19 protein-coding genes and 1 tRNA gene are annotated in these 22,137 nt (G+C 62.8%); 6 read left to right on the top strand and 14 right to left on the bottom strand.

The annotated features are described in order from the left end of the window. Nucleotides 1–98 precede the first annotated feature (98 nt). Entirely contained in the window at nucleotides 99–1,844 is a 1,746-nt protein-coding gene (locus AEP_RS18095) for a GMC oxidoreductase (RefSeq protein WP_087496691.1), read from the top strand. After that, nucleotides 1,837–3,582, top strand: a complete 1,746-nt coding sequence (locus tag AEP_RS18090) for an alpha/beta fold hydrolase (protein ID WP_087496690.1) — start codon at nucleotides 1,837–1,839, stop codon at nucleotides 3,580–3,582. The genes AEP_RS18095 and AEP_RS18090 overlap by 8 nt, the downstream gene beginning before the upstream one ends. A gap of 21 nt (nucleotides 3,583–3,603) precedes the next feature. On the opposite strand, the gene AEP_RS18085 is transcribed toward AEP_RS18090, so the two are convergent. Then, a complete protein-coding gene (locus AEP_RS18085; protein ID WP_087496689.1) occupies nucleotides 3,604–4,587 on the bottom strand; it encodes a tripartite tricarboxylate transporter substrate binding protein in 984 nt (327 codons plus the stop codon). Nucleotides 4,588–4,734: 147 nt separating this feature from the next. On the opposite strand from AEP_RS18085, the gene AEP_RS18080 reads away from it, so the two are divergent. Continuing rightward, complete coding sequence (locus AEP_RS18080; RefSeq protein ID WP_157673206.1) at nucleotides 4,735–5,529, top strand: hypothetical protein; 795 nt, start codon at nucleotides 4,735–4,737, stop codon at nucleotides 5,527–5,529. 55 nt (nucleotides 5,530–5,584) lie between these two features. Here AEP_RS18080 and AEP_RS18075 read toward each other — a convergent pair. From AEP_RS18075 to AEP_RS18060, 4 genes are all read right to left on the bottom strand, one after another. After that, a tRNA-Ser gene (locus AEP_RS18075) sits at nucleotides 5,585–5,674 on the bottom strand. A 62-nt stretch (nucleotides 5,675–5,736) separates the two neighbouring features. Beyond that, nucleotides 5,737–7,047, bottom strand: coding sequence for a serine--tRNA ligase (gene serS, locus AEP_RS18070; RefSeq protein ID WP_087496687.1), 1,311 nt, complete (start codon nucleotides 7,045–7,047; stop codon nucleotides 5,737–5,739). Nucleotides 7,048–7,136: 89 nt separating this feature from the next. Then, complete coding sequence (ispH, locus tag AEP_RS18065) at nucleotides 7,137–8,087, bottom strand: 4-hydroxy-3-methylbut-2-enyl diphosphate reductase (protein WP_198301853.1); 951 nt, start codon at nucleotides 8,085–8,087, stop codon at nucleotides 7,137–7,139. Next, nucleotides 8,084–8,548 carry an FKBP-type peptidyl-prolyl cis-trans isomerase gene (locus AEP_RS18060; RefSeq protein WP_087496686.1) on the bottom strand — a complete coding sequence of 155 codons (465 nt, stop codon included), beginning with the start codon at nucleotides 8,546–8,548 and terminating at the stop codon, nucleotides 8,084–8,086. Before AEP_RS18060 ends, ispH begins: the two co-directional genes overlap by 4 nt. Nucleotides 8,549–8,650: 102 nt before the next feature. On the opposite strand from AEP_RS18060, the gene radC reads away from it, so the two are divergent. Further along, a complete protein-coding gene (gene radC / locus AEP_RS18055; protein WP_087496685.1) occupies nucleotides 8,651–9,370 on the top strand; it encodes a RadC family protein in 720 nt (239 codons plus the stop codon). A gap of 9 nt (nucleotides 9,371–9,379) precedes the next feature. After that, the gene (locus AEP_RS18050) at nucleotides 9,380–10,024 is read left to right on the top strand and encodes a Smr/MutS family protein (RefSeq protein WP_087496684.1); all 645 of its coding nucleotides are present in this window, start codon (nucleotides 9,380–9,382) and stop codon (nucleotides 10,022–10,024) included. A 12-nt stretch (nucleotides 10,025–10,036) separates the two neighbouring features. Here AEP_RS18050 and AEP_RS18045 read toward each other — a convergent pair whose 3' ends face one another. The 7 genes from AEP_RS18045 to AEP_RS18015 all read right to left on the bottom strand — a co-directional run bounded on the left by AEP_RS18045 (nucleotide 10,037) and on the right by AEP_RS18015 (nucleotide 17,760). Beyond that, entirely contained in the window at nucleotides 10,037–11,122 is a 1,086-nt protein-coding gene (locus tag AEP_RS18045) for an XdhC family protein (protein WP_087496683.1), read from the bottom strand. Nucleotides 11,123–11,136: 14 nt separating this feature from the next. Beyond that, nucleotides 11,137–11,739 (bottom strand): CoxG family protein, encoded by a 603-nt coding sequence (locus AEP_RS18040; protein ID WP_087496682.1) that lies wholly within the window; start codon nucleotides 11,737–11,739, stop codon nucleotides 11,137–11,139. Nucleotides 11,740–11,772: 33 nt separating this feature from the next. Next, nucleotides 11,773–12,978, bottom strand: coding sequence for a vWA domain-containing protein (locus AEP_RS18035; protein WP_087496681.1), 1,206 nt, complete (start codon nucleotides 12,976–12,978; stop codon nucleotides 11,773–11,775). 89 nt (nucleotides 12,979–13,067) lie between these two features. Then, nucleotides 13,068–13,982: an AAA family ATPase gene (locus AEP_RS18030; RefSeq protein WP_087497409.1), complete on the bottom strand. Its 915-nt coding sequence runs from the start codon at nucleotides 13,980–13,982 to the stop codon at nucleotides 13,068–13,070. Between the two features lie 113 nt (nucleotides 13,983–14,095). Further along, nucleotides 14,096–14,887 (bottom strand): FAD binding domain-containing protein, encoded by a 792-nt coding sequence (locus AEP_RS18025; RefSeq protein ID WP_087496680.1) that lies wholly within the window; start codon nucleotides 14,885–14,887, stop codon nucleotides 14,096–14,098. Between the two features lie 18 nt (nucleotides 14,888–14,905). Beyond that, entirely contained in the window at nucleotides 14,906–17,278 is a 2,373-nt protein-coding gene (locus AEP_RS18020; RefSeq protein ID WP_087496679.1) for a xanthine dehydrogenase family protein molybdopterin-binding subunit, read from the bottom strand. A gap of 11 nt (nucleotides 17,279–17,289) precedes the next feature. Beyond that, nucleotides 17,290–17,760, bottom strand: a complete 471-nt coding sequence (locus AEP_RS18015) for a (2Fe-2S)-binding protein (RefSeq protein WP_087496678.1) — start codon at nucleotides 17,758–17,760, stop codon at nucleotides 17,290–17,292. Between the two features lie 185 nt (nucleotides 17,761–17,945). Between AEP_RS18015 and AEP_RS18010 the strand changes: the two genes are divergently transcribed. Continuing rightward, nucleotides 17,946–19,067 carry a sigma-54-dependent Fis family transcriptional regulator gene (locus AEP_RS18010; RefSeq protein WP_087496677.1) on the top strand — a complete coding sequence of 374 codons (1,122 nt, stop codon included), beginning with the start codon at nucleotides 17,946–17,948 and terminating at the stop codon, nucleotides 19,065–19,067. Nucleotides 19,068–19,072: 5 nt separating this feature from the next. Here the strand turns inward: AEP_RS18010 and AEP_RS18005 are convergent, their stop codons facing one another. Both AEP_RS18005 and AEP_RS18000 read right to left on the bottom strand, forming a co-directional pair. After that, on the bottom strand, nucleotides 19,073–19,474 hold the full coding sequence (locus tag AEP_RS18005; RefSeq protein ID WP_087496676.1) for a group II truncated hemoglobin: 402 nt from the start codon (nucleotides 19,472–19,474) through the stop codon (nucleotides 19,073–19,075). A 68-nt stretch (nucleotides 19,475–19,542) separates the two neighbouring features. Continuing rightward, nucleotides 19,543–22,059, bottom strand: coding sequence for an ABC transporter permease (locus AEP_RS18000; protein ID WP_087496675.1), 2,517 nt, complete (start codon nucleotides 22,057–22,059; stop codon nucleotides 19,543–19,545). Nucleotides 22,060–22,137 lie beyond the last annotated feature (78 nt).

The raw sequence follows: 22,137 nt of genomic DNA, 5'->3' as shown, positions 1-22,137 counted from the left end.
GACGGTCGCGGTCCGGTGTTCAAAACCGTCGCGCTGTGCTAACTTACCCCGCCCGCGGCTTCATGTCCACCATCACCGCGGCACTTCAGGGGAGATGCATGACACAAAAACGCTTTCTGGAAGCGATTATTGTCGGTAGCGGCTTTGGCGGCGCGGTGATGTGTTGCCGAATGGCTGCACGATGGCCGGGCGAGGTGATGCTGCTGGAGCGCGGCAAACGCTACCCCAAAGGCAGCTTCGCGCGCAGCCCGCACGACTTCGCCAACAACTTCTGGTCTGAGGCCGAGCCCGGCCGTCCCCGCAAGCTCAACGGACTGTTTGACATCCGCAACTACCACCGCATGGACTCGGTGGTCAGTGCCGGCCTGGGCGGCGGCTCGCTGATTTACGCCAATGTGTTCATGCCGGCTCCGGCTTGGGTCTTCGAGACCCGCTGGCCAGCCCAAGTGAATGCCACTGCGCTGGCGCCGTACTACCGCATCAGCCAAAGCGTGCTGGGCGCCCGCCCTGTACCGCCTGCTGCTGGGGACCCCAGACGCACCATCAAGCGCACCACCTTGTACGCCGACTTTGCCAAGGCCGACGGCGCCACCAGCCGCCCCGCCGACATCTGTGTGTTCTTCGGCAAAGACTATGCCGCCCAACAAGGCCCCGCGTTGCCCATAGGCGAGCAGGAACGCAACCGCTTTGGTGCCAGCCAAACGTCTTGCACCTACTGTGGCGAATGCGATGTGGGCTGCAATGTGCACGCCAAAAACACCCTGGACCTGAACTACCTGTTTGCTGCCGAAAAGCAGCATGGCGCGCTGATAGAAACCAGCTGCGAAGCCACCCGCATTACTCCCCTCAACAAAGCCGGCATCGAGGACACCACGGCCGACGGCCGCCACGGCTACCGGGTGGACTTCCGGGACGATGCCGGCAACGCACGCCACGCCCTGACCCGCCGCGTGGTGGTGTCTGCCGGCACTTTGGGCAGCAACGAGCTGCTGCTGCGCTGCCGCGACGAACTAGGTACCCTGCCCCGCCTGTGTCGCAAGCTGGGCCAGGGCTTTTCCGGCAATGGTGACTTCCTGTCTTTTGTGACCGGGGGCGAGCGCGATGCCGACCCCAACTACGGCCCTGTCATCACCCAGTACATCGACTACGGCTTGCAGCAACCGGTGGATGGCAAGCCCGCTTTCCTTCTGGAAGACGCTGCCTACCCCTCATTTGCCGCCTGGTATGTGGAGGGGATTCGCCCTGCGTTGAGCCCGCGCTACATCTTCACCCGCATTGCCAGAACCCTGCGCCTGGCTTGGCGGTTTGCCGTGCAGTCGCTGGGCTCCGGCAAATGGGGCGGTTCGGTGGTGGCCTACTTCCATGCCCTGCTCAAAGGCGACGTGTCGTACCGCAGCAGCGTGCTGCTTTTTATGGGGCGCGACGCGGCCGATGGGGTGCTGAGCCTGCGGGGCGGCAAACTGGCACTGGACTGGCCGCAAAGCACCAGCCGCCCGCTGTACGACGCCATGGTGGCCTGCGGCGAGCGATTCAAGCGATTCACCAAAGCCAGGAGCTACATCCCCCAGCCCACCTGGGCCTGGCCGGTGCGCAACAACGTCACCGTGCACCCGCTGGGTGGCTGCGCCTTGGCCGAAGACCCCGCGCACGGCGTCGTCAGCAGTGTTACCGGCAGTCGCGGGCAAGCCTTCGGCTACCGCGGCCTGTATGTGGCGGATGGTTCCATCCTGCCCACCGGCGTGGGCGCCAACCCCAGCGCCACGATTGCCGCATTGGCGGAATGGATTGCAGAAGACATCACCGGCAATCCCCCCGACGACACCCTTGGAGTTCCCCATGCCTGAGCAGCACAGCGCGCCGGTCGGTTTCCGGTTTACCGAAGAGATGAAGGGCTTCATCAGCCCCGGCCAGCACACCTGCCAACAGGGTTACGACGAGGGCAAGGCCCAAGGGCTGGCGCTGATGTTCCACCTGACCATCGCCATGGAGGATCTTGACGCATTCATCCGCGATCCGGCCCATCAAGCCAAAGCCATCGGCTACCTGGACGGCAGCTACATCGGCGGGCAGCGGCCGGTGCTGGCGGGCGAGTTCAACCTGTTTGCCAACAGCGGCGACGCCGACCGCAAGACCATGTTGTACCGCCTGCATTTTGAGAACGCGGCCGGCGAGCCACTGACCCTGAGTGGGCGCAAAGACATACGCAATAACTTTGGTTTCGATGCGTGGTCTGACACCACCACGCTGTATGTGAACATCTATGCGGGCCATGTGGATGCGCAGGCGGAAGGCGCTGCAACACTGCTGGCCAGTGGCATTTTGCACATAGCGGTGCGCGACTTTCTGCACCAGCTCACCACCTTCCGCGCCGATGCACCCACCCTTTCCGGCAAGGTGGACGCTATCCAGCGTTTCGGCAGGCTGTTCATGGGCAAGCTCTGGGAGACGCACGGACTGCCACGCCGCCATGGCCGGGAACCGCGCATACGCACCATCCCCCTGCACAGCCTGGAAGGCGTGAAGGACGCAGAGGTCAGTACCCACTACGCCAGCACCGGCGATGGTCTGGGCATCAGCCTGCTGCGCTTCCAGCGCGCGCCTTGCAAGGACGTAGTGCTGCTGGTGCCAGGGCTGACCGCATCCAGCGACATGTTCATCATGCCCGAGCACCGCAACCTGACTCAGGTGCTGCTGGACGAGGGCTTTACCGATGTATGGACGCTGGACGGGCGCATCAGCAAGCGCCAGCCCTACAACCACACACGCCACCGCTTCACCGTAGACGACGTGGCGCTCTACGACAACCCTGCCGCACTCGACGTATTGCGTCGTGCCGTGGGACCGGAGGCGCGCATCCACATCATCAGCCACTGCCTGGGCGCGCTGTCAGTGGCCATGAGCCTGTTTGGCAAGGCTATTCAGGGTGTGCGCAGCGTCATCGTGAATGGGGTGGCGCTCACGCCCAAGGTGGGCACCTTTGCCAAAGCCAAGCTGGCGGTGGGCCCGTTTCTGGCGGAGTCGGTATTGGGGGTGGACTACCTCAACCCGGAGTGGAATCAGCAGGCCGGCATCTCGCCGGGCAAGCTCCTGGCAAAAGGGGTGTCATTCATGCACCGCGAATGCGATGTGCCCGAGTGCCACATGACCAGCTTCATGTGGGGCTACGGCTACCCGGTCCTCTTCCGCCATGAGAACCTGCACGAAGTCACCCACCGCCGCACTGGAGATCTGTTTGGCGGCAGCGGGGTGCACTACTACCGCCACATCCGCAAGATGGTGGGGGCCAACAACACCGCAGTGAAGTTTGACCCCAAAGATGTGCGCTACCGCCACCTGCCCGACAACTACCTGCAGGACGCCGCCGACATCACCACCCCCATGCTCTTGGTGGCAGGCCAGGAGAACGCCCTCTTCCTCGACTCCAATGTGCTGTGCCACGAAAGGCTGGAGCAAGTTGCGCCTGGCCGGCACCAGCTCGCCGTGATCCCGGGTTACGGACATTCGGACGTGATCATCGGCAAGAACGCCGCGCAGGACGTGTTCCCGCGCTTTGTGGAGTTCTTGAAGCAGAACGCCCGCTGAAACGACAGGGGCCTGGACGCTTTATTCGATCTTCAGGTTCTGGCTGCGCACCACATCGCGCCAAGCCTGGTAATCCGCCTCGATGAAGCGGGTCTGCGCAGCGGGGGTACCGGGCATGGCATCTACCGCATCGAGCTTGAAGCGGGCCTGCACTTCGGGCAGAGCGACCACCTTGTTCAGGGCCGTGTTGAGTTTTTCAATCACCGCCGCCGGAGTTCCTGCAGGTGCAGCCAAGGCAAAGAAGTTCTGCACATCAAAGCCCTTGAACCCGGCCTCGGTCATGCTGGGCACATCGGGCATGGCGCTGGAACGCTTGGCACTGGTCACAGCCAATGGCTTGACCCGGCCTTCCTTGATCATGGGCAGCAAGGCAGGAATGGTGCCGGTGACCAAATGCAACTGGCCCGAGATCATGTCCATGGTGGCAGGCGCCACGCCTCGATAAGGAATGTGGGTGATGAAAGTACCGGTGCGTGCCTTGAGCAGCTCCAGCACCAGGTGGTTCACGCCACCTGCGCCGGCAGAACCGTAGTTCAGCGCGCCGGGGCGGGCTTTGGCTTTGACAACGAGGTCCTGCATGGAAGCAATGCCGGTCTGAGGCGTAGTCGCCCAGACCAAAGGGCCGCTGGCGATCATGCCGACCGGCGTAAAGCTCTTGATCGGGTCGTAGCCCGCTGTGGGCAAGGAGGCGGCCACCGTCGTGAATGGGGAGGCCACCAGCAGCAAGGTATAGCCGTCCGCAGGCTGCTGCGCCACGTACTGGGTACCGATCGCGCCGGAGGCACCGGTACGGTTTTCCACCACGAAGCTACCGCCCATCACTTCCCCCAGCTTCTGGGCCATCAGGCGGCCCATGGCGTCAGTGCCCGCACCGGGCGCGAAAGGGACAATGATTTTGACGGGCTTGTCGGGAAAGTTACCCTGTGCCTGCGCACCCGTGATGCACAGACCTGCCAGCATCAAGGCAAACAAAGTGGAGCGACGGGTCCTAGAGGCTGTATTCATGGTGGAAGTGCTAGAGAGTAAATCTTAAAGACCTCTACTATGGCTGCACCGAATTGCAAACCCATGACATCTTTGCAAACCCCTTGTGTTGACACTGCCTACACGGCAAAGAAAAATGTTGAAGTGCCTCAACTTGAAGGAATGACTATGTCTGTCTGGGGAATGAATGATTGGCAGGCTTGGACTTCCATCCACTGGTCAGGCTGGAGTCCCGCATCCAAGGTGTTGGTCTTGTACGGTGGCTTGATGACACTGGCTCTGGCCATCACCTACTTTGCGTCATTGAACGATTCACGAACCATTCGGGAAGTTGGCATTTGGGCCAAACCCATGAAATTCATGGCCGCCACGGCGCTGTTTGCATGGACTACCGTGTGGCTGACGGACGTTGCCGGTGACACGGTTACGCGCGGCGGCGCTTTTCCCTGGATTGCGGCATTGCTCATCATTACCTCGTTGTTCGAGGTGGTTTACATCACTTACCAAGGCTCACGGGGGGAGGCTTCACACTACAACACCAGTGATCCGGTGCACGCGCGGATGTTTGGCCTCATGGGGATTGCAGCGGTAGGCCTGACGGCATCGCAAGCCTGGCTGGCGTGGGAAATCTGGAAGCTACAAGACTCATGGGCGACTCCGGTTGCCGCACTCGGTGTCATCGTCGGGCTATTGCTCACCTTTGTGCTGGCGACAGTCAGTGGTTTTCTTTTGGGTGGCAACCAGCCACCCGCGGGGCAAGGACTACCACTGCTTGGCTGGCATTTGCACAAAGACATCCGGCCATCTCATTTTTTGGGCGTGCATGCGCAGCAATTCATTCCCTTGATGGGCTTGTTCGCAGAGCGATATCTTGGGAACTGGGCCGCACATGGATTCGGCGTGGGGGCGACGCTGTACGTATTGGCATGGGCAGTTTTGACCTGGACCGGCCTTCACTCGTAAGCTGCCAAACCATGAAAAAAGCCTGCAACCCAATCGGGCTGCAGGCTTCATCATTTGGCGGAGAAGGTGGGATTCGAACCCACGGTAGGGTCGCCCCTACGCTTGATTTCGAGTCAAGTACATTCGACCACTCTGCCACTTCTCCTGAATTCGCATCGGTCGAAACGAAGCCGCGATTCTAGCAGGCTCCGCCAACCGACCACTGCTTCAGGCCTTGAGCACTTCCACACCGCCCATGTAGGGGCGCAGCACTTCAGGCACGGTGATACTGCCGTCGGCGTTCTGGTGGTTTTCCAGCACGGCCACCAGCGCGCGGCCCACGGCCAGGCCGGAGCCGTTCAGGGTGTGCACCAGTTCGTTTTTGCCCTGTGTGTTCTTGAAGCGGGCTTGCAGGCGGCGGGCCTGAAAGGCTTCGCAGTTGGAGACCGAGCTGATTTCGCGGTAGGTGTTTTGTGCGGGCAGCCAGACTTCCAGGTCATATGTCTTGGCGGCACCAAAGCCCATGTCGCCGGTGCACAGGCTCATCACGCGGTAGGGCAAGCCCAGCTTTTGCAGGATGGCTTCGGCGTGGCGGGTCATGTCTTCGAGTGCTTCGTAGCTCTTCTCGGGGTGCACGATCTGCACCATCTCCACCTTGTCGAACTGGTGCTGGCGGATCAGGCCGCGGATATCGCGACCACCGCTGCCAGCCTCCGACCGGAAGCAGGGGGTGTGTGCAGTCAGCTTGATGGGCAGGTCGCTCTCGGCTGACACCACATCGCGCACGAAGTTGGTCAACGGCACTTCGCTGGTGGGGATCAGGTAGAGCGCGGTGTTGTCATCGCCGCCGTCCTGACCGCCCTTTTTGGCAGCGAACAGGTCTTCTTCAAACTTGGGCAACTGGCCGGTACCGCGCAGGCTGTCGCCGTTGACGATGTAGGGCGTGTAGCACTCGGTGTAGCCGTGTTCGCCGGTCTGGGTGTCGAGCATAAATTGGGCGAGTGCGCGGTGCAGGCGGGCGATCTGGCCCTTCATCACGGTGAAGCGCGAGCCGGTGAGCTTGACGCCCATTTCAAAGTCCAGACCCAGCGGCTGGCCGAGATCCACATGGTCTTTGACTTCAAAGTCAAAGGTCCTTGGCGTGCCCCAGGTGCGGGCTACCACATTGCCGGATTCGTCTGCTCCCACGGGCACGCTTTCGTGCGGCAGGTTGGGTACAGCCAGCAGCATTTTTTCCATCTCGGCCTGGATGGCGTCCAAGCGGGTGGCAGAAGCTTCCAGCTCAGCTTTCAGGGTGCCGACTTCGGCCATGGCGGCGTCAGCTTCTGCATGTTGGCCCTTGCCTTTGAGCATGCCGATCTGCTTGCTCACGCTGTTGCGCTTGGCCTGCATTTCTTCGGTGCGCATCTGGATGGTTTTGCGCTCGGCTTCCAGCGCCTTGAACGCGTCCACATTCAGAAAGGCTTGGGGGTTCTTGCGGGTCAGCAGGCGGGCAACCACCGAGTCCAGGTCTTTGCGCAGCAGGGTAATGTCTAACATGGTATTTCGAATCTTTAGGTCAAATCAGGCTCTAGCGCCCTATTCTATTGCGCGAGCAGCTATGTTTTTCATAGCGACCCGCACTGTGCTCATGCGTCCAGCTTCAGGCCCTTGGGCAGCGGGAACTTCACGGTTTCTTCTATGCCGTCCATCTTGCGTACCGACACGGCGCCCAGCGCCTTAATGCGGTCAATCACGGCCTTCACCAAAATCTCGGGGGCGCTGGCGCCAGCAGTCAGGCCGACGCGGGAGCGGCCTTCAAACCACTCCGGCTTGAGCTCATCGGCGTTGTCCACCATGTAGCTCTCGGTGCCCAGTTTTTTGGCCACTTCGCGCAAACGATTGCTGTTGGAGCTGGTAGGGCTACCCACCACGATGACGATGTCCACCTGCGGGCTCATCACCTTGACCGCGTCCTGGCGGTTCTGGGTGGCGTAGCAGATATCTTGCATCTTGGGCTTCTTGATCAGCGGGAAGCGGGCCACCACCGCGGCGGTAATGTCCGCCGCATCGTCCACACTCAGCGTGGTTTGGGTCACCACCGCCAGCTTATCGGTCTGGCCGGGCTGGATGCGCGCCACATCGGCCACGTCCTCCACAAGATGAATGCCGCTCTCCAGCTGACCCATGGTGCCTTCCACCTCGGGGTGGCCCTTGTGGCCGATCATGATGAACTCATAACCTTCCTTGTGCAGCTTGGCCACTTCCACATGCACTTTGGTCACCAGCGGACAGGTGGCGTCAAAAATCTGGAAGCCCCGGCGCTCCGCCTCACGCTGGATGGCCTGGCTCACGCCGTGGGCCGAGAACACCAGCGTGGCGCCCGGCGGTACATCGTCCAGCTCTTCGATAAAGATGGCGCCGCGCTCTTTGAGGTCGTTCACCACATAGGTGTTGTGCACGATCTCGTGACGCACGTAGATAGGGCGGCCGAACTTAGCCAAGGCCTTTTCCACAATCTCGATGGCGCGGTCTACGCCGGCACAAAAGCCACGTGGCTCGGCCAGCAAAATTTCCTGGGGCATGGCAGGCGTTGTCATAGCACCCCGATCAGCTGCACTTCAAACGTGACCGGCTGACCAGCCAGCGGGTGGTTGAAGTCGAACAACACCGCGCGCTCTGCGCCTTCGCCCCGCAATTGCAACACCACACCGGCAAACTGCCCTTGGCCGTCGGGCGTGGGGAACTGCACCACATCGCCCACGTTGTAGGTCTCCAGCGGGTCGCCCATCTGGGTCAGCACCTTGCGGGCCAGCCACTGCTGCATGTCGGGGTTACGCTCGCCAAAAGCGGCCCCTGCCGGCAACTCAAACGTGGCGCGGGCGCCCTCTTCCATGTCCATCAAACAGGCTTCAACGGCGGGGGAGAGTTCGCCGGTGCCCAGACTCAGGGTGGCGGGCTTGCCGTCGAAGGTGTTGATGATGTCCCCGGCGGGTCCGCCCAGGCGGTAATGCAAGGTGAGAAAGGAGCCCGGCTGAACCCGGGGAAGCGTGCTGGTCATAAAAGTCCCGATAAACTGCCCTCTATTGTAGAAAGCCAAGCCTGATGACCCCATCCGGCACTGGTTTGGCCCTGAATTCACACTTGCACAGCCTCTGCTGCCATGCCCCTCAAAGATCTCCCTCTGGAAGCCCAACCGCGCGAGAAGTTGCTCGCGCGTGGCCCTGGGGCGCTCGGCGATGCGGAGTTACTGGCCATTTTGTTGCGTACCGGCATTGCGGGCAAAGGGGTGTTGCAAATGGCTGAAGAGCTGTTGCAACTCAAAAATGATAGCGCTTTACGCACAGTTGACGGGCGCCAGGGCGGGTTTGGAGGCATAGCCGGCTTGCTGCATGCCACGGCCGACGACCTCAAGCGCGTCAAAGGGCTGGGGCCTGCCAAGCGGGCCGAGATTGTGGCGGTGCTCGAACTCGCGCGCCGCGCCATAGCCCAACGTCTGCAAGAGCGCGAGGTGTTTGCCGACCCGCAGGCCGTCAAGCACTACCTGCAGCTGCACCTGGCCGCCAAAGGGCATGAGGTGTTTGCGGTGCTGTTTCTCGACAGCCAGAACAAGTTACTGGCCATGGAAGAGCTGTTTCGCGGCACGCTCACGCAAACCAGTGTGTACCCGCGTGAGGTCGTTATCCGCGCGCTGCACCACGGTGCGGCCGCCGTCGTGCTGGCCCACAACCACCCCAGCGGCAGTGTGCAGCCCAGCCGTGCCGATGAGGCACTGACGCAAACCCTTAAGGCCGCACTCGCACTGGTGGATGTGCGGGTGCTGGACCACATCATCGTAGGCCCCGGCCAGGCACTGTCCATGGCCGAGACCGGACTCATTTAAAGGGCCATCATGAAGATCAACGCCCTTTCCGACCTGAAGCTGGTCAAAAAAGAAATCGAAGCCCAAGCCGCACGCGAAGCTGCGCTGGCCGCCCACAAGGCGCTGGAGGCCAAACGCAAAGCCGCCGCCAGCAACCTGTTTCAGGCGGCCATCGGCAAAGTGAAACCGCTGGAGCCGCCACAACGCGCCAAGCTGACGCCGGAGCCCCCCAAGCCCATTCCCAAGCAGCAAATGCTGGATGACGCGGCGGCGCTGCAAGAAGCGCTGAGTGACGAGGTGGACGTGACCACCCTACTCGACACCGACGAGCACTTGAGCTTTCGCCGCCCCGGCGTGGGCACCGATGTGACGCAAAAGCTGCGCAAAGGCAAGTGGAGCATCCAGAAACAGATCGACCTGCACGGATACCGCAGTGACGAAGCGCGTGAAGCACTCAGCGCATTCATCCGCGACGCACACCGCAACGGCATACGCTGCGTGCGCGTGGTGCACGGCAAGGGCTTGGGCTCACCCGGCAAGGCTCCGGTGCTCAAGGAAAAAGTGCACAAGTGGCTGGTGCAAAAAAGCGAAGTGGTGGCCTTTGTGCAGGCGCAGCCCGCACAGGGCGGTGCGGGCGCGCTGGTGGTGCTGTTGCAGCCCCAGAACCGCGCTTGAACTGACGGTCGCTCAGTCCCCCGCGCGGGGCATACCGCACACCAAAGCGCCGCTGTCGTTGTGCGCCAAGGCCAGCCCGTCTTTGGCGACGGAGACTTCCATGTCGCGTGGCAGCTTGACGCCGTTTTTGACCGCCAGAATCTCGGCCATCACGCTCACGGCAATCTCGGGTGGCGTTTTGCTTCCGATGTAAATGCCAATCGGGCCGCGCAGACGGGCCAAAGTTTCGGGCGTCTGGTCCAGATGCTCGACCATGCGTTGGTGGCGCGCCTGGTTGTTGCGGCGGGAGCCGATGGCGCCAATGTAAAAGGCTTCTGACTTCAAGGCTTCTAACAGCGCCAAATCGTCCAGCTTGGGGTCGTGCGTCAACGCAATGACGCAGCTGCGGCGATCGGGTTGGAAGGCGGTGACCACGTCATCGGGCATGTCACTCACCACGGTGACACCGGGCACTGCCCATGCGCCGCGGTACTCCTCGCGCGGGTCGCACACGGTCACGGCAAATCCGCTGAACAAGGCCATGGTGGCGACGTATTCACTGAGCTGGCCCGCGCCGATCATGAGCATGCGGTATTCAGGCCCGAAGGTGTTGACCAGCTCCGTCGCGCTGACGCTCAAATCTGCGGGCTCGGTGCTGGCCTGCAAGCTCGCCGCCCCATCGTCCAGGCGCACACTGCGGCACACCAGTTGTCCGCGGGCCAACTGCTCCACCAAAGCCTGCAAGGAGGCTGCATCTGGGTCGAATTCCAGCAGCAGCTCCAGAGTGCCGCCACACGGCAGGCCGAAGCGGTGTGCCTCGTCCGCCGTGATGCCGTACTTGACGAACTGCGGCGGTCCACTCGGAATTTGCTGCGCATGCGCGGCCTCGCTGGAGGCTGGCGCCGTATAGGCGCGGGTGAAGCGGTAAATCAGGTCGTCTTCAATGCAGCCACCCGACACCGAGCCCACCACCGCACCGTCTTCGCACAAGGCCATGATGGAGCCCACCGGCCTCGGCGATGAGCCCCAGGTTCGCACAACCGTGGCAAGCAGCGCATGGCGCCCGGCACGCCGCCAGTCCAGCAGGGTGCGCAGCACCACCACATCGAGGTTTTCCATTCCCGGCTACCCGCTCAACGGAACAAGGCAATAGCCGCAATCACCACCACAGCAGCGCCCAAGGCCCACACCCAGGTGGGCATGCCGCCGGAGGCTTCAGCGCTGGCAGCCTCGGTGGGCGCTCCACCACCGGCCAGGGAATCGGCCACCGCCTGCGCGGCGTAAGCGCCGGGGTGTTGCTTCTGCATTTCGTCGTCAAAACGCTTGAAGAAATCTTCGGCCATGGATTTGGCCACGCCGTCGATCAGGCGCTGCCCCATCTGGGCGATCTTGCCGCCCACCGAGGCTTGCACGTTGTAGCTGAGCTCGCAGCCGCGGTCATTGGGCATGAGCTGCACTTTGGCATTGCCCTTGCCGAATCCGGCCGGGCCACCCTGCCCTTCAAAGCTGATGGTGTAGCTGTTCGGAGGCGCGATGTCCGACAGAGTGATCTTGCCGGTGAACTTGGCAGCGACCGGCCCGATTTTGAGTGCCATGCCGATGCTGAACTGGTTCTCACCGCTGGCTTCGACCTTGTCGCAGCCGGGGATGCAGGTCTTGAGCACCGCAGGGTCGTTGAGCGCGTCCCACGCTTGTTGCTGGGTGATGGCGAGTTGGCGGCTGCCTTGCATGTCCATGATGGTCTTCCTTCTTCAAAGTGGTGATTCGGGTCAGCGCCGCAGAATGCCGGCCACGCTGGCGGCCAGGTCTTCCAGCTTGCTGAGGTTGTGCACGGCCAGCATGCCGTGCGCGTAGCGGTTCAAAACGGCGGCCCCTTGTGCCAAGGGCGCATAACCGTCAAAGCGCAACAAGGGGTTGAGCCAGAGCAGCCGGCCACTGCGGCGGCGCAGCTTGTCGAGCTCGTGGGCCAGGGCTTCAGGTTCGCCGGTATCCAGCCCGTCGGTGATGATGAGCACCAGCGTGCGGCGCCCCACCAGCTTGCGCTGGTGCAGGGCATTCAGTGTGGCCAGGCAGTTGCCCAGCTGGGTGCCACCGGCAAAGTCTTCAATATGGGCGCTCGCCTGGGCCAGCATGGCATCGGTGTCTGCCTGCGCGAACGCGGCGTTCAGGTCGGTGAGGCGGTTGCCAAAGGCAAATACATGGCGCTGCAAGCGCACCGCACCCCCCAAGGCTTGGCGACTGGTGGCAGCGTGCAAAAAGGCCAACAGCAGTCGCGCATAACGCTCCATGGAGCCGGAAACATCCACCAATATCAGCAAAGGCACCGGCTGCTGCACCCGCTGCATGCGTGGCAGGTGCATGGGCTCGCCACCGGTGCGCACTGCGGCTTGCAACACGCCCGTCCAGCGCAGCAGGCGGCCGTGGGCGCCCGGTTTGTGCCTGCGGCTGGCAAAGGTGGGCAGAGGCAGACGGATATCGCGTGCCAGGCGCTCTACCAACCGGTATTCGCTGGCGCCCAGGGCATTGAAATCCGCATGCTTGAGGCGTTGCAGCTGGCTGGCCGTCATGGCGGCGTCAAAGTCCACCTTGTCGTCTTCCGGCTTGGGCTGTGCGGGCTTGCCGAAGGCGTGCTGGGGCGAGAGTGCTTCGCGCACGCGGGGGCGGCGCTTGCTGGGTTCGGCCTTGCCCTCGGCGCTGGGCAGGAGCTGCGACAGTAGCTTGTGCGCCATGTTGGGGTTGCGAAAAAACGCTTCAAACAACTCGCGGTAGACCACTCTGTCCTGCTCGCGGCTGATGAGCACGGCTTCCAGTGCGGCGCTCAGGTCTTCGCGGTGCTCCAGCCCCACGGTGAGGGCTGCCTCGGTAGCCAGGGCGATGCGGGCTGGGTCCACACGCACACCGGCGCGGCGCAGCGTGCGGCCGAACGCCGCGAGGTTGTCGCTGAACTTGCCAAGGCGCGCGTCACCGAGTTGCATATGGCCCCCACGCTCCACCGCGCTGCGGGTCGCTGCCCCCCAAGGGGGACTTCGCACCTTGGGGTGGCCCGGCGGTGCTCATGTCCGCTTCAAGCCACATCATCACCTTCCACAGGTGCGAGCAGCTGGTTAGCCAACTGGTGGTTGAGCGCAGATACATCATCGCGCTGCTTGAAAAGAATGCCCGCGGTGTCGGTCAGCAGTTCGGGGTCCAGCACCAAGGTGTCTAGGGCCAGCAGGGCCTTGGCCCATTCCACGCTCTCGGCGATGCCGGGTGCGCGCTGGAAACTGCTCACAAAGGGTTGGCTGCGCAGCCGGCTCACCACGTCTGCCACCTGCGCAGTCAATGCGTCAGACGCTTCGGGCACTTGTGCGCGGATGATGTCGAGCTCGCGCTCCCTCGCGGGGTAGTCCAGCCAGTGGTACAGACAGCGGCGCTTGACCGCATCGTTGAGTTCGCGCGTGCGGTTGCTGGTAAGGATGGTGACCGGCGTCACTTGTGCCTTGACCGTGCCCATCTCGGGAATGCTGACCTGGTATTCGCCCAAGTACTCCAGCAAAAAGGCTTCAAAGGGCTCGTCCGCGCGGTCCACCTCGTCAATCAAGAGCACCGCGCCCGGCGCCGGGGCCTGCAAGGCTTGCAGCAGGGGGCGGCGGATCAGGTAGCGGTCTTGGTAGACCTCGCGCTCGATGCGTTCTGTATCAAGCGCGCTGTCAGATTGCTGTGCCGCACGCATGTGCAGCAGCTGGGCGGCGTAGTTCCATTCGTACAGGGCTTCGCGCTGCTCCAGGCCGTCGTAGCACTGCAGGCGGATCAAGGCGCGCTGCAATGCAGTTGCCAAGGCCTTGGCCAACTCGGTTTTGCCCACGCCGGGCTCGCCCTCCAGCAACAAGGGGCGCTGCAGCTTGAGCGCCAGAAACACGGCTGTCGCCAGGCGCCGGTCCGCAAAGTAGCCGCAGGACTGCAAGGCGGTGATCAGGGCGTCGACCGTTGGAAACACCATCATGGACACTTTCTTGCTATGGTTTCAGGAGCTGCTCGCGCATATTCCATGAGCGCTGGAGTTAAAAAAAGCCCCGCATCCACAAGAATGCGGGGCTTATGCACTGCGGGGCCTCAGCCCAGAAGCTTGGCCACCGCGCGCTGGGTTTGCACGCTGATCAAGTTGGCCCGGTAGGCGGCGGTTGCGTGAATGTCGGCGTTGAGCTCGCTCGCGTCGATCTTCACCGCAGCCGCAGAGGCCACGGTAAAGCTCTGGTTGAGCGCGGCCTCCAGCCCGGCGTGGCGGAACACGCACTGGCCGGCACCGGTTACTGCCACACGCACACCACTGTCGGTTTGCGCCACATACACGCCCACCAACGCAAAGCGCGAGGCCGGCTGGTTGAACTTCATGTACACGCTGCGTTTGGGGATGGGGAAGCTGATCGCGGTGATCAGCTCTCCTTCATCCAGCGCGGTAGTGAACATGCCAACAAAGAAGTCGTCTGCCGCAATCTTGCGCTTGGTGGTGTGGATGGTGGCACCCAGCGCCAGTACAGCGCTGGGGTAGCAAGCCGCAGGGTCGCTGTTGGCCACGGAGCCGCCCAGGGTGCCCATGGCCCGGACCTGCTTGTCGCCAATGTGGGCAGCCAAATCGGCCAGGCCGGGAATGGCGGCTTTGACCTCGGCGCTGTTAGCCACATCGAGGTGGCGAGTCATGGCACCGATAACGATGGCATTGCCCTCGCGCTTGATGCCGGCCAGCTCCTTGATGCCGGACAAGTCGGCCACGGCGCCGGGTTGCGACAAACGCAGCTTCATGGAAGCCAACATGGTTTGCCCGCCGGCCAGCACTTTGGTGCCGCCAGCGGCCAATTCAGCCGCTTCCTGCACGGTCGAGGGACGCTCTAGAGTGAATGCGTACATGGTCTGGTTCTCCTGTGCTTAAGCCTTGGCCGACTGAATGGCTTCCCACACGCGGTGGGGGGAGGCGGGCATGTCAAAGTCTTTGACGCCCACTTCGCGCAGCGCATCGAGCACCGCGTTGATAACTGCCGGCGGCGAGCCGATGGCGCCTGCTTCACCGCAGCCCTTGGTGCCCAAGGGGTTGTGGGTGCAAGGCGTGCAGATGTTGTCGATCTTGAACTCAGGGAAATCGTCTGCCCGGGGCATGGTGTAGTCCATGAAGGAGCCGGTCAGCAGCTGGCCGGTTTCTTTGTCGTACACGCAGTTTTCCAGCAGCGCCTGGCCGATGCCCTGCACCAGACCACCGTGTACTTGGCCTTCCACAATCATCGGGTTGATGATGGTGCCGAAGTCATCCACCGCGGTGAACTTGTCCACGCGGGTCTTGCCGGTCATGGGATCGATTTCGACCTCACAGATGTAGGTGCCGCTGGGGAAGGTGAAGTTGGTGGGGTCGTAGAACGCGGTTTCGTTCAGGCCCGGCTCCAGCTTGTCCAGCGGGTAGTTGTGGGGCACGTAGGCAGTAAGCGCCACCTGGCCGAAGGTCACCTTTTTGTCGGTGCCCTTGACGGTGAACTCGCCATTGGCAAACTCCACATCGGCGTCGCTGGCTTCCATCAAGTGGGCCGCAATTTTCTTGGCCTTGGTCTCGATCTTGTCCAGCGCCTTCATGATGGCCGCACCACCCACCGAGATCGAGCGAGAGCCATAGGTGCCCATGCCGAATGGCACGCGCCCGGTGTCACCGTGCACGATATCCACCGCGTCTACGGCAATACCCAGGCGTGCTGCCACCACCTGCGCGAAAGTGGTTTCGTGCCCCTGCCCGTGGCTGTGGGAGCCGGTAAACACGGTCACGCTGCCAGTGGGGTGCACACGCACTTCGCCGCACTCAAACAAGCCGGCGCGGGCGCCCAAGGCGCCTGCGATATTGCTGGGTGCGAGGCCGCAGGCTTCGATGTAGCTGGAGTAGCCGATGCCGCGCAGCTTGCCCTTGGCCTTGCTGGCTGCCTTGCGGGCCTCAAAACCGGCGGTGTCACCTAGCGCCTGCGCCTTGGTCATGCAACCCAGGTAGTCGCCAGCGTCATAGGTCAGAGCAACCGGGGTCTGGTAGGGCCAGCTGTTGATGAAGTTGCGTTTGCGGATCTCTTCCTGGGACAGGCCCAACTCCCAGCCGCAGCGGGTTACCAGGCGCTCCAGCAGGTAGGTCGCCTCAGGGCGTCCAGCGCCGCGGTAAGCATCAACCGGTGCGGTGTTGGTGAACCAGGCGTCCACTTCCACATGGATGAGCGGACAGGTGTACTGACCGGCCAGCAACGTGGCATAGAGGATGGTGGGCACTGCGGTCGAGAAGGTCGACAAATAGGCGCCCAGATTGGCATCGGTGTGCACCCGCATGGCGAGGAACTTGCCGTCCTTGTCCATCGCCATTTCGGCGTGGCTTACGTGATCACGGCCGTGCGCGTCCGTGAGGAAAGATTCGCTGCGCTCGCAAGTCCACTTGATGCTACGGTTGATTTGCTTGGAGGCCCAGGTCAAGGCCACGTCTTCGGCATACAGGTAGATCTTGGAGCCGAAGCCGCCACCCACATCGGGCGCAATCACGCGCACCTTGTGCTCGGGCAGACCTAGCACAAAGGCAGTCATCAGCAGGCGCTCAACGTGCGGGTTCTGGTTGGCCACATGCAAAACATATTCTTCGGTGGCGCGGTTGTAAGTACCGATGGCCGCGCGCGGCTCCATGGCGTTGGGCACCAGTCGGTTGTTGGTCAGGTCCAGCTTAGTGATGTGGGCGGCCGTTGCAAAGGCGGCGTCGACCGCAGCCTTGTCGCCTAGGCCCCATTTGTAGCAATGGTTGTTGGGTGCCTGCTCGTGCAGTTGCGGGCCGGTGGCGGCATCACGCACGTCCACCACGGCAGGCAGTGCGTCATAGTCGACCACCACAGCCTCGGCAGCGTTTTTGGCTTGCTCCAGGGTCTCGGCAATCACCATGGCCACCTGGTCGCCCACGTGGCGGGCTTTGCCGAGTGCCAGTACCGGGTGGGGTGGCTCTTTCATGGGTTGGCCGTCCACATCGGTGATCAGCCAGCCGCAGGGCAATCCGCCCATCTTGCCTTCGAGGTCCTTGCCGATGAACACTTCCACCACACCAGGCATGGCTTTGGCAGCGGCCACGTCGATGCTGTTGATGTTGGCATGTGCATGCGGGCTGCGCACAAAGACCGCATAGGTCTGGCGCTCCATGGTGATGTCGTCGGTGTACTGGCCGGCACCGGTCAGGAAGCGGTAGTCCTCCTTGCGGCGGACGGACTCACCAATATGCGGAAGCTTGGAAAAATCTGATGCACCCATGGTGAGACTCCTTAAGTGTTAGCCATGGCAGCTTGACCCTGCTGCACGGCTTTGACGATGTTCTGGTAGCCGGTGCAGCGGCAGATGTTGCCTTCCAGCAGTTCGCGGATTTCGCCGGCCGATGCCTTGGGGTGGTGGGTGCACAGGTCGACCGCGCTCATCACCATGCCGGTGGTGCAGTAGCCGCATTGCAGGCCATGGCACTCTTTGAAGGCGGCTTGCATGGGGTGCAGGGTGCCGTCGGGCTTGGCCAGCCCTTCGATGGTGGTGATATCGGAGCCATTGGCCTGCGCTGCCAGCACATTGCAGGACTTGATGCTGCGCCCGTCCTTGATTACCGTGCAGGCACCGCACTGCGCGGTGTCACAGCCCACGTGGGTGCCGGTGAGGTGAAGGTGCTCGCGCAGCACCTGAACAAGCAATGTATGGGGGGGTACGTCCACCGTGGTGGGCTTGCCATTAACCTTGAGCTGAACCTGCATGGAATGTGTCTCCGTTATGGTTGGTAAGGGGTAGCGCAGCAAATTATTGAAGCCGCCCCTTCACCCGGCCCTAGGTAAAACCCTCGAACCCTTGCCAGCGGTGTCTGAAATTCTCAAAATGAAACACTTGCCAGGCCAAGCCCACTCCGGGCGACCGCAAGCCCCGGACCGGATGGCACCACCCCATGTTGCAAACCCTGATCGACGTTGCCGAGCAGCGCCTGCGCCACATCAGCACGGCACGCCAAGCCATGCTGCTGGAGGGGCGTGCCCTGCCCGCGCCCCTGTCGTCGCCATGGATTGAACGCAGCTGGCAGCGCTGCCTGAACGATGGCTTGCGCCCCCACGAACGCCTGAGTTTTGACATGGTGCCCAAGGCGGCCCTGCAGCGGATTGAAGAAGCCAACCAGACCCTGCTCAGCGTGGCGCGCCCTTTGCTCGGCCGCTTGGGGCAGGCCATTGCCGACACCCGCTACTTCGCCATCCTGACCAATGCAGACGGCGTGGTGGTGGATGTGAGCGGTCATATCGACCGCAGCGACCGTCGGGCCGATGTGATTGCCCGCGTGGGGGTGGACTTGTCAGAACGGCGCGTAGGCACTACGGCCATAGGCGCCGCCTTGAGCGAGATGCGCCCGGTGTGGTTGCACCGCGGCGAGCACTTTTTTGATGACAACGCGGCCTACAGTTGCGCGGGGGCCCCGCTGTTCGGACCGGATGGCGCCTGCATCGGCATGCTGGATCTCACTGGCATTGATGCCATTGAGCGCCCCGAGCTGCGGCACCTGGTGGCCCGCACCGCCAGCAAAATTGAAAACGCCCTGGTGCTGGCCAAGCCGCACTGCCTGCTGCTGCGCCTGAACTGGCCCGGCAACAGCCTGGGCGGCGATGGCGACGGCATGTTGTGTCTGGATGGTGACGGTTGGGTGACAGCCGCCAACACCACCGCGAGCACCATGCTGGCCGGGCTGCAGCGCAGCCATGGCGAGACGGTACATGCCAACGATTTATTCGGCCTTCCCTACCAGGCCTTGTTTGATGCGGCAAAACGCCAGGAGCCGCTACCCGATGTACCCCTGTGGAGCGGCTTGCACATCCAGGTACTGGCGATTCACAGCGCCAACGAGGCACTGACAGTGCCTGCAACCGGCCGGCCTGCAGGCGCGTCTGCGGTGCCACTGAAAGACATGGAAACCGCACTGATCCGCAAAACCGTGGAGCAGTGCAGGGGCAATGTATCGGAGGCTGCCAAAACGCTGGGCATCAGCCGCGCCACTGTCTACCGCAAGCTGGGCCGCCAGGCGTAAGTGCTTCAGGCGCCTACGTTGCGCATCCAGTCAGCGGTCTGGAAGAACGAGGTCTTGAGGCGCTCGCGCAGCACCAGGTCTATACCCGTATCTCCCATGGACTGATCCATGCAGGCCAGCCACTGATCACGCTCAAGAATGCCGATCTTGAACGGCATGTGCCGTGCGCGCAGGCGCGGGTGGCCGAAGCGCTCCACAAAGTAATCGGGCCCGCCCATCCAGCCGCACAGAAACCAGAACAGGTGGTCGCGCGCCTTGTCCAGCGAGCTGCCGTGCGCCGCGCGCAAGGCGGCGTAGCCGGGTTCCAAGTCCATCAGGTCGTAGAAGCGGTCCACCATGCTGCGGATCACGGGTTCGCCCCCTATCCATTCAAACGGGGTTTTGGCATTGGGTTCTTGAATCTGCATGTTCTATAAGCAAAAAGTACTGCTAGCGCCCGAGGAATGTGCGCGAGCAGCTATCAAAATCAGAGCAATCAGCTCGCGGCGCGGCGCAGGGTTTCGACGACCGGACGGCGCAGCACATCGCGCAGCCCCCACCAGCCGGCGGCCAGCGCCAACACGGCACCGGCCAACGCGCCTACCAGCGGCACCCAGAGCTGCACGGTCCAGTCGAACTCAAAGACAAAGCGCGCCAGCGCCCAGCCAACAACAGCTGCCACGATGGACGCCAGAAATCCCGCCAGCAAACCCACGCCGGCCAGCTCGGTGCGTTGCACTTGGCGCAGCAGGCTGCTGCCCGCGCCCACGGCCCGCATGATGGCGAACTCGCGCGCCCGGTCTTCACGGGTGGCAGTCACTGCGGCAAACAGCACAACTAGGCCCGCTGCCAGCGTGAAGCCGAACAAGAACTCCACCGCACGGATCACCTGGTCCAGCACGCGTTGCACCTGGTTGATGGTGCTGGTCATGTCCACGTTGGTGATGTTGGGGAATTCGCGCACCAGCGCGTTATCGAAGCCCTTGGTCTCTGGCGCTTTGAAGGCCCCCATGTACGTGCTGGGCACATCTTTGAGCGTGCTCACCGGAAACATCACAAAGAAGTTAGCACGCATGGAGCCCCAGTCCACCTTGCGCAGCGACGTGATCTTGGCTTCGGTCTGCACCCCGCCAATGTCAAAGCGCAGGCTGTCGCCCAGCTTGAGGTTCAGGGTTTTGGCGATCCCCTCTTCCACGCTGATGGCACCGGCCTCTTCTTCCGTCCATTGGCCGCCCACAATGATGTTGTGCTGCGGGTTTTTGGCGCTGTGAGAAATGTTGAACTCGCGGTCCACCAGACGCTTGGCACGGTCCTCGGTGTAGTCGTCGGGCGACACGGCCTTGTCATTCACCGCCACCAGCCGGCCGCGGATCATGGGGTACCAGTCGAACTTGGCCACGCCCTTGTCGGTCAGGGCTTTCTGGAACGCATCGGACTGCTCGGGCATCACGTTGATGACAAAACGGTTGGGCGCATCCGGCGGCGTGGCCTTGCGCCAGCTGCTGATCAGGTCGGTACGCAAAAGCACCAACAGCACCAGCGCCAACAGGCCTACCGAAAGGGCACTTACTTGCACCACGGTATAGGCGGGCCGAGCCGAAATCTGCCGCGTCGCCAGCACCAGCCAACGTGGGGCGGTGGTTTCGTTGACGCTCTTGCGCAACAGCTTTACTGCCACCCAGCTGAGCGATGCAAACACCAGCACCGCACCGGCAAAGCCGCCCACGGCAATCAGGCCCAGCGTCAGGTCGCTGCTCACGGTGAGCAGCAGCGCCGCAAAGCCGGCTACGCCCACGGCCAGCACACCCAGAGATGCAGGGCGCAAGTTACCCACATCGCGGCGGATCACGCGCAGCGCCGGCACCTGAGCCAGCTGCAGCACGGGCGGCAGGCCAAAGGCCATGAGCAGGGTGAGGCCCATGCCCACGCCCAACAATGCCGGCCACAGCGATGCTGCAGGTAAAGCGGCATCTACCAGTCCCGCCAACAAAGCCACGAACAGGTAATGCACCCCGAAGCCCACAGCTACGCCCAAGAGGCTGGCAAACAGGCCGACCAGCGCAAACTCAAAGGCATAGGCGCTGGCGATGGTGCGCTGGGAGAGGCCCAGCACGCGCAGCATGGCGCAGTCATCCAAATGGTTGGCGGCAAAGGCGCGCGCGGCCAAGGCCACGGCTACGGCGCTGAGCAAAGCGGCCAACAGTGCGACGAGGCTCAAGAACTTGTTGGCACGGTCCAGCGTCTGGCTCATCTCGGGGCGCCCGCTTTGCAGCGACTCCACCCGCACGCCACGTACGTTGGTTTTTACTTGGGCATCAGCCCATTGCACATAAGTTTTTACGGCAGCTTCCGGGCCGGCCACCGCCATGCGGTAGTTCAAGCGGCTGGCGGGCTGGATGAGCCCGGTGGCCGCAATGTCCGCCTCGTTGAGCATGACACGGGGCGCGAAGTTCATGAAGCCGCCGCCACGGTCTGGCTCAATCACCAGAATGGCGCTCACCTTGAGCTGCACATCACCCAGCAGAATCGGGTCCCCCACCTGGATGCCGATGGCGTCCAGCAAGGCGGCGTCCACCCAAGCTTGGCCGGGAGCAGGAATGTCTTTGGTCGGGGTGTCGGGGGTGTCAGGTGCCGGGCTGATGCGCAAGGTGCCGCGCAGCGGGTAGCCGGCCTCTACCGTTTTGAGCGCCACCAGCTTGGCTGCCGCGCCCTGCGCGTCACTGGCGCGGGCCATGGTGGGAAAGCCCAAGGTGTGCACCACCTGCAGGCCGAGTGCGCGGGCCCGCTCCTCAAAAGCTGCCGGTGGCTTGTTGTCGCTGGAGATGACGGCATCGCCGCCCAGCAGCTGGCGCGCATCGCGCTGCAAGCCGCCCTGCAGCCGGTCGGCAAAAAAGCCCACCGCGGTAAGAGCCGCCACGGCCAAGGTGACCGCCAGGATGAGCAAACGCAGCTCGCCGGAGCGCACATCGCGCCACAAGGTGCGCCAACCCAGGCGCCAGAAAGAGAGGTTCATACCGCAACCTTATCAGCTTGGCAAAAGCCACAAACAATGCGGGTGAGGTTTGATCAGACCCGTAAGGGTTGAACAAGT

It is taken from the genome of Curvibacter sp. AEP1-3, assembly GCF_002163715.1.
Lineage (GTDB): Bacteria > Pseudomonadota > Gammaproteobacteria > Burkholderiales > Burkholderiaceae_C > Allorhodoferax.
The sequence above is the reverse complement of the archived record's forward strand: the minus strand, read 5'-3'. Positions and strand labels throughout refer to the sequence as shown.

Excerpts from the sequence above, each read along its gene's own strand:
- serS (WP_087496687.1), bottom strand. The coding sequence starts at position 7,047 with ATGTTAGACATTACCCTGCTGCGCAAAGACCTGGACTCGGTGGTTGCC.
- radC (WP_087496685.1), top strand. The coding sequence starts at position 8,651 with ATGCCCCTCAAAGATCTCCCTCTGGAAGCCCAACCGCGCGAGAAGTTG.
- AEP_RS18010 (WP_087496677.1), top strand. The coding sequence starts at position 17,946 with ATGTTGCAAACCCTGATCGACGTTGCCGAGCAGCGCCTGCGCCACATC.
- AEP_RS18040 (WP_087496682.1), bottom strand. The coding sequence starts at position 11,739 with ATGGACATGCAAGGCAGCCGCCAACTCGCCATCACCCAGCAACAAGCG.
- AEP_RS18035 (WP_087496681.1), bottom strand. The coding sequence starts at position 12,978 with ATGCAACTCGGTGACGCGCGCCTTGGCAAGTTCAGCGACAACCTCGCG.
- AEP_RS18060 (WP_087496686.1), bottom strand. The coding sequence starts at position 8,548 with ATGACCAGCACGCTTCCCCGGGTTCAGCCGGGCTCCTTTCTCACCTTG.
- ispH (WP_198301853.1), bottom strand. The coding sequence starts at position 8,087 with ATGACAACGCCTGCCATGCCCCAGGAAATTTTGCTGGCCGAGCCACGT.
- AEP_RS18015 (WP_087496678.1), bottom strand. The coding sequence starts at position 17,760 with ATGCAGGTTCAGCTCAAGGTTAATGGCAAGCCCACCACGGTGGACGTA.
- AEP_RS18080 (WP_157673206.1), top strand. The coding sequence starts at position 4,735 with ATGTCTGTCTGGGGAATGAATGATTGGCAGGCTTGGACTTCCATCCAC.
- AEP_RS18050 (WP_087496684.1), top strand. The coding sequence starts at position 9,380 with ATGAAGATCAACGCCCTTTCCGACCTGAAGCTGGTCAAAAAAGAAATC.
- AEP_RS18005 (WP_087496676.1), bottom strand. The coding sequence starts at position 19,474 with ATGCAGATTCAAGAACCCAATGCCAAAACCCCGTTTGAATGGATAGGG.
- AEP_RS18090 (WP_087496690.1), top strand. The coding sequence starts at position 1,837 with ATGCCTGAGCAGCACAGCGCGCCGGTCGGTTTCCGGTTTACCGAAGAG.
- AEP_RS18085 (WP_087496689.1), bottom strand. The coding sequence starts at position 4,587 with ATGAATACAGCCTCTAGGACCCGTCGCTCCACTTTGTTTGCCTTGATG.
- AEP_RS18030 (WP_087497409.1), bottom strand. The coding sequence starts at position 13,982 with ATGGTGTTTCCAACGGTCGACGCCCTGATCACCGCCTTGCAGTCCTGC.
- AEP_RS18025 (WP_087496680.1), bottom strand. The coding sequence starts at position 14,887 with ATGTACGCATTCACTCTAGAGCGTCCCTCGACCGTGCAGGAAGCGGCT.
- AEP_RS18045 (WP_087496683.1), bottom strand. The coding sequence starts at position 11,122 with ATGGAAAACCTCGATGTGGTGGTGCTGCGCACCCTGCTGGACTGGCGG.
- AEP_RS18020 (WP_087496679.1), bottom strand. The coding sequence starts at position 17,278 with ATGGGTGCATCAGATTTTTCCAAGCTTCCGCATATTGGTGAGTCCGTC.
- AEP_RS18095 (WP_087496691.1), top strand. The coding sequence starts at position 99 with ATGACACAAAAACGCTTTCTGGAAGCGATTATTGTCGGTAGCGGCTTT.
- AEP_RS18000 (WP_087496675.1), bottom strand. The coding sequence starts at position 22,059 with ATGAACCTCTCTTTCTGGCGCCTGGGTTGGCGCACCTTGTGGCGCGAT.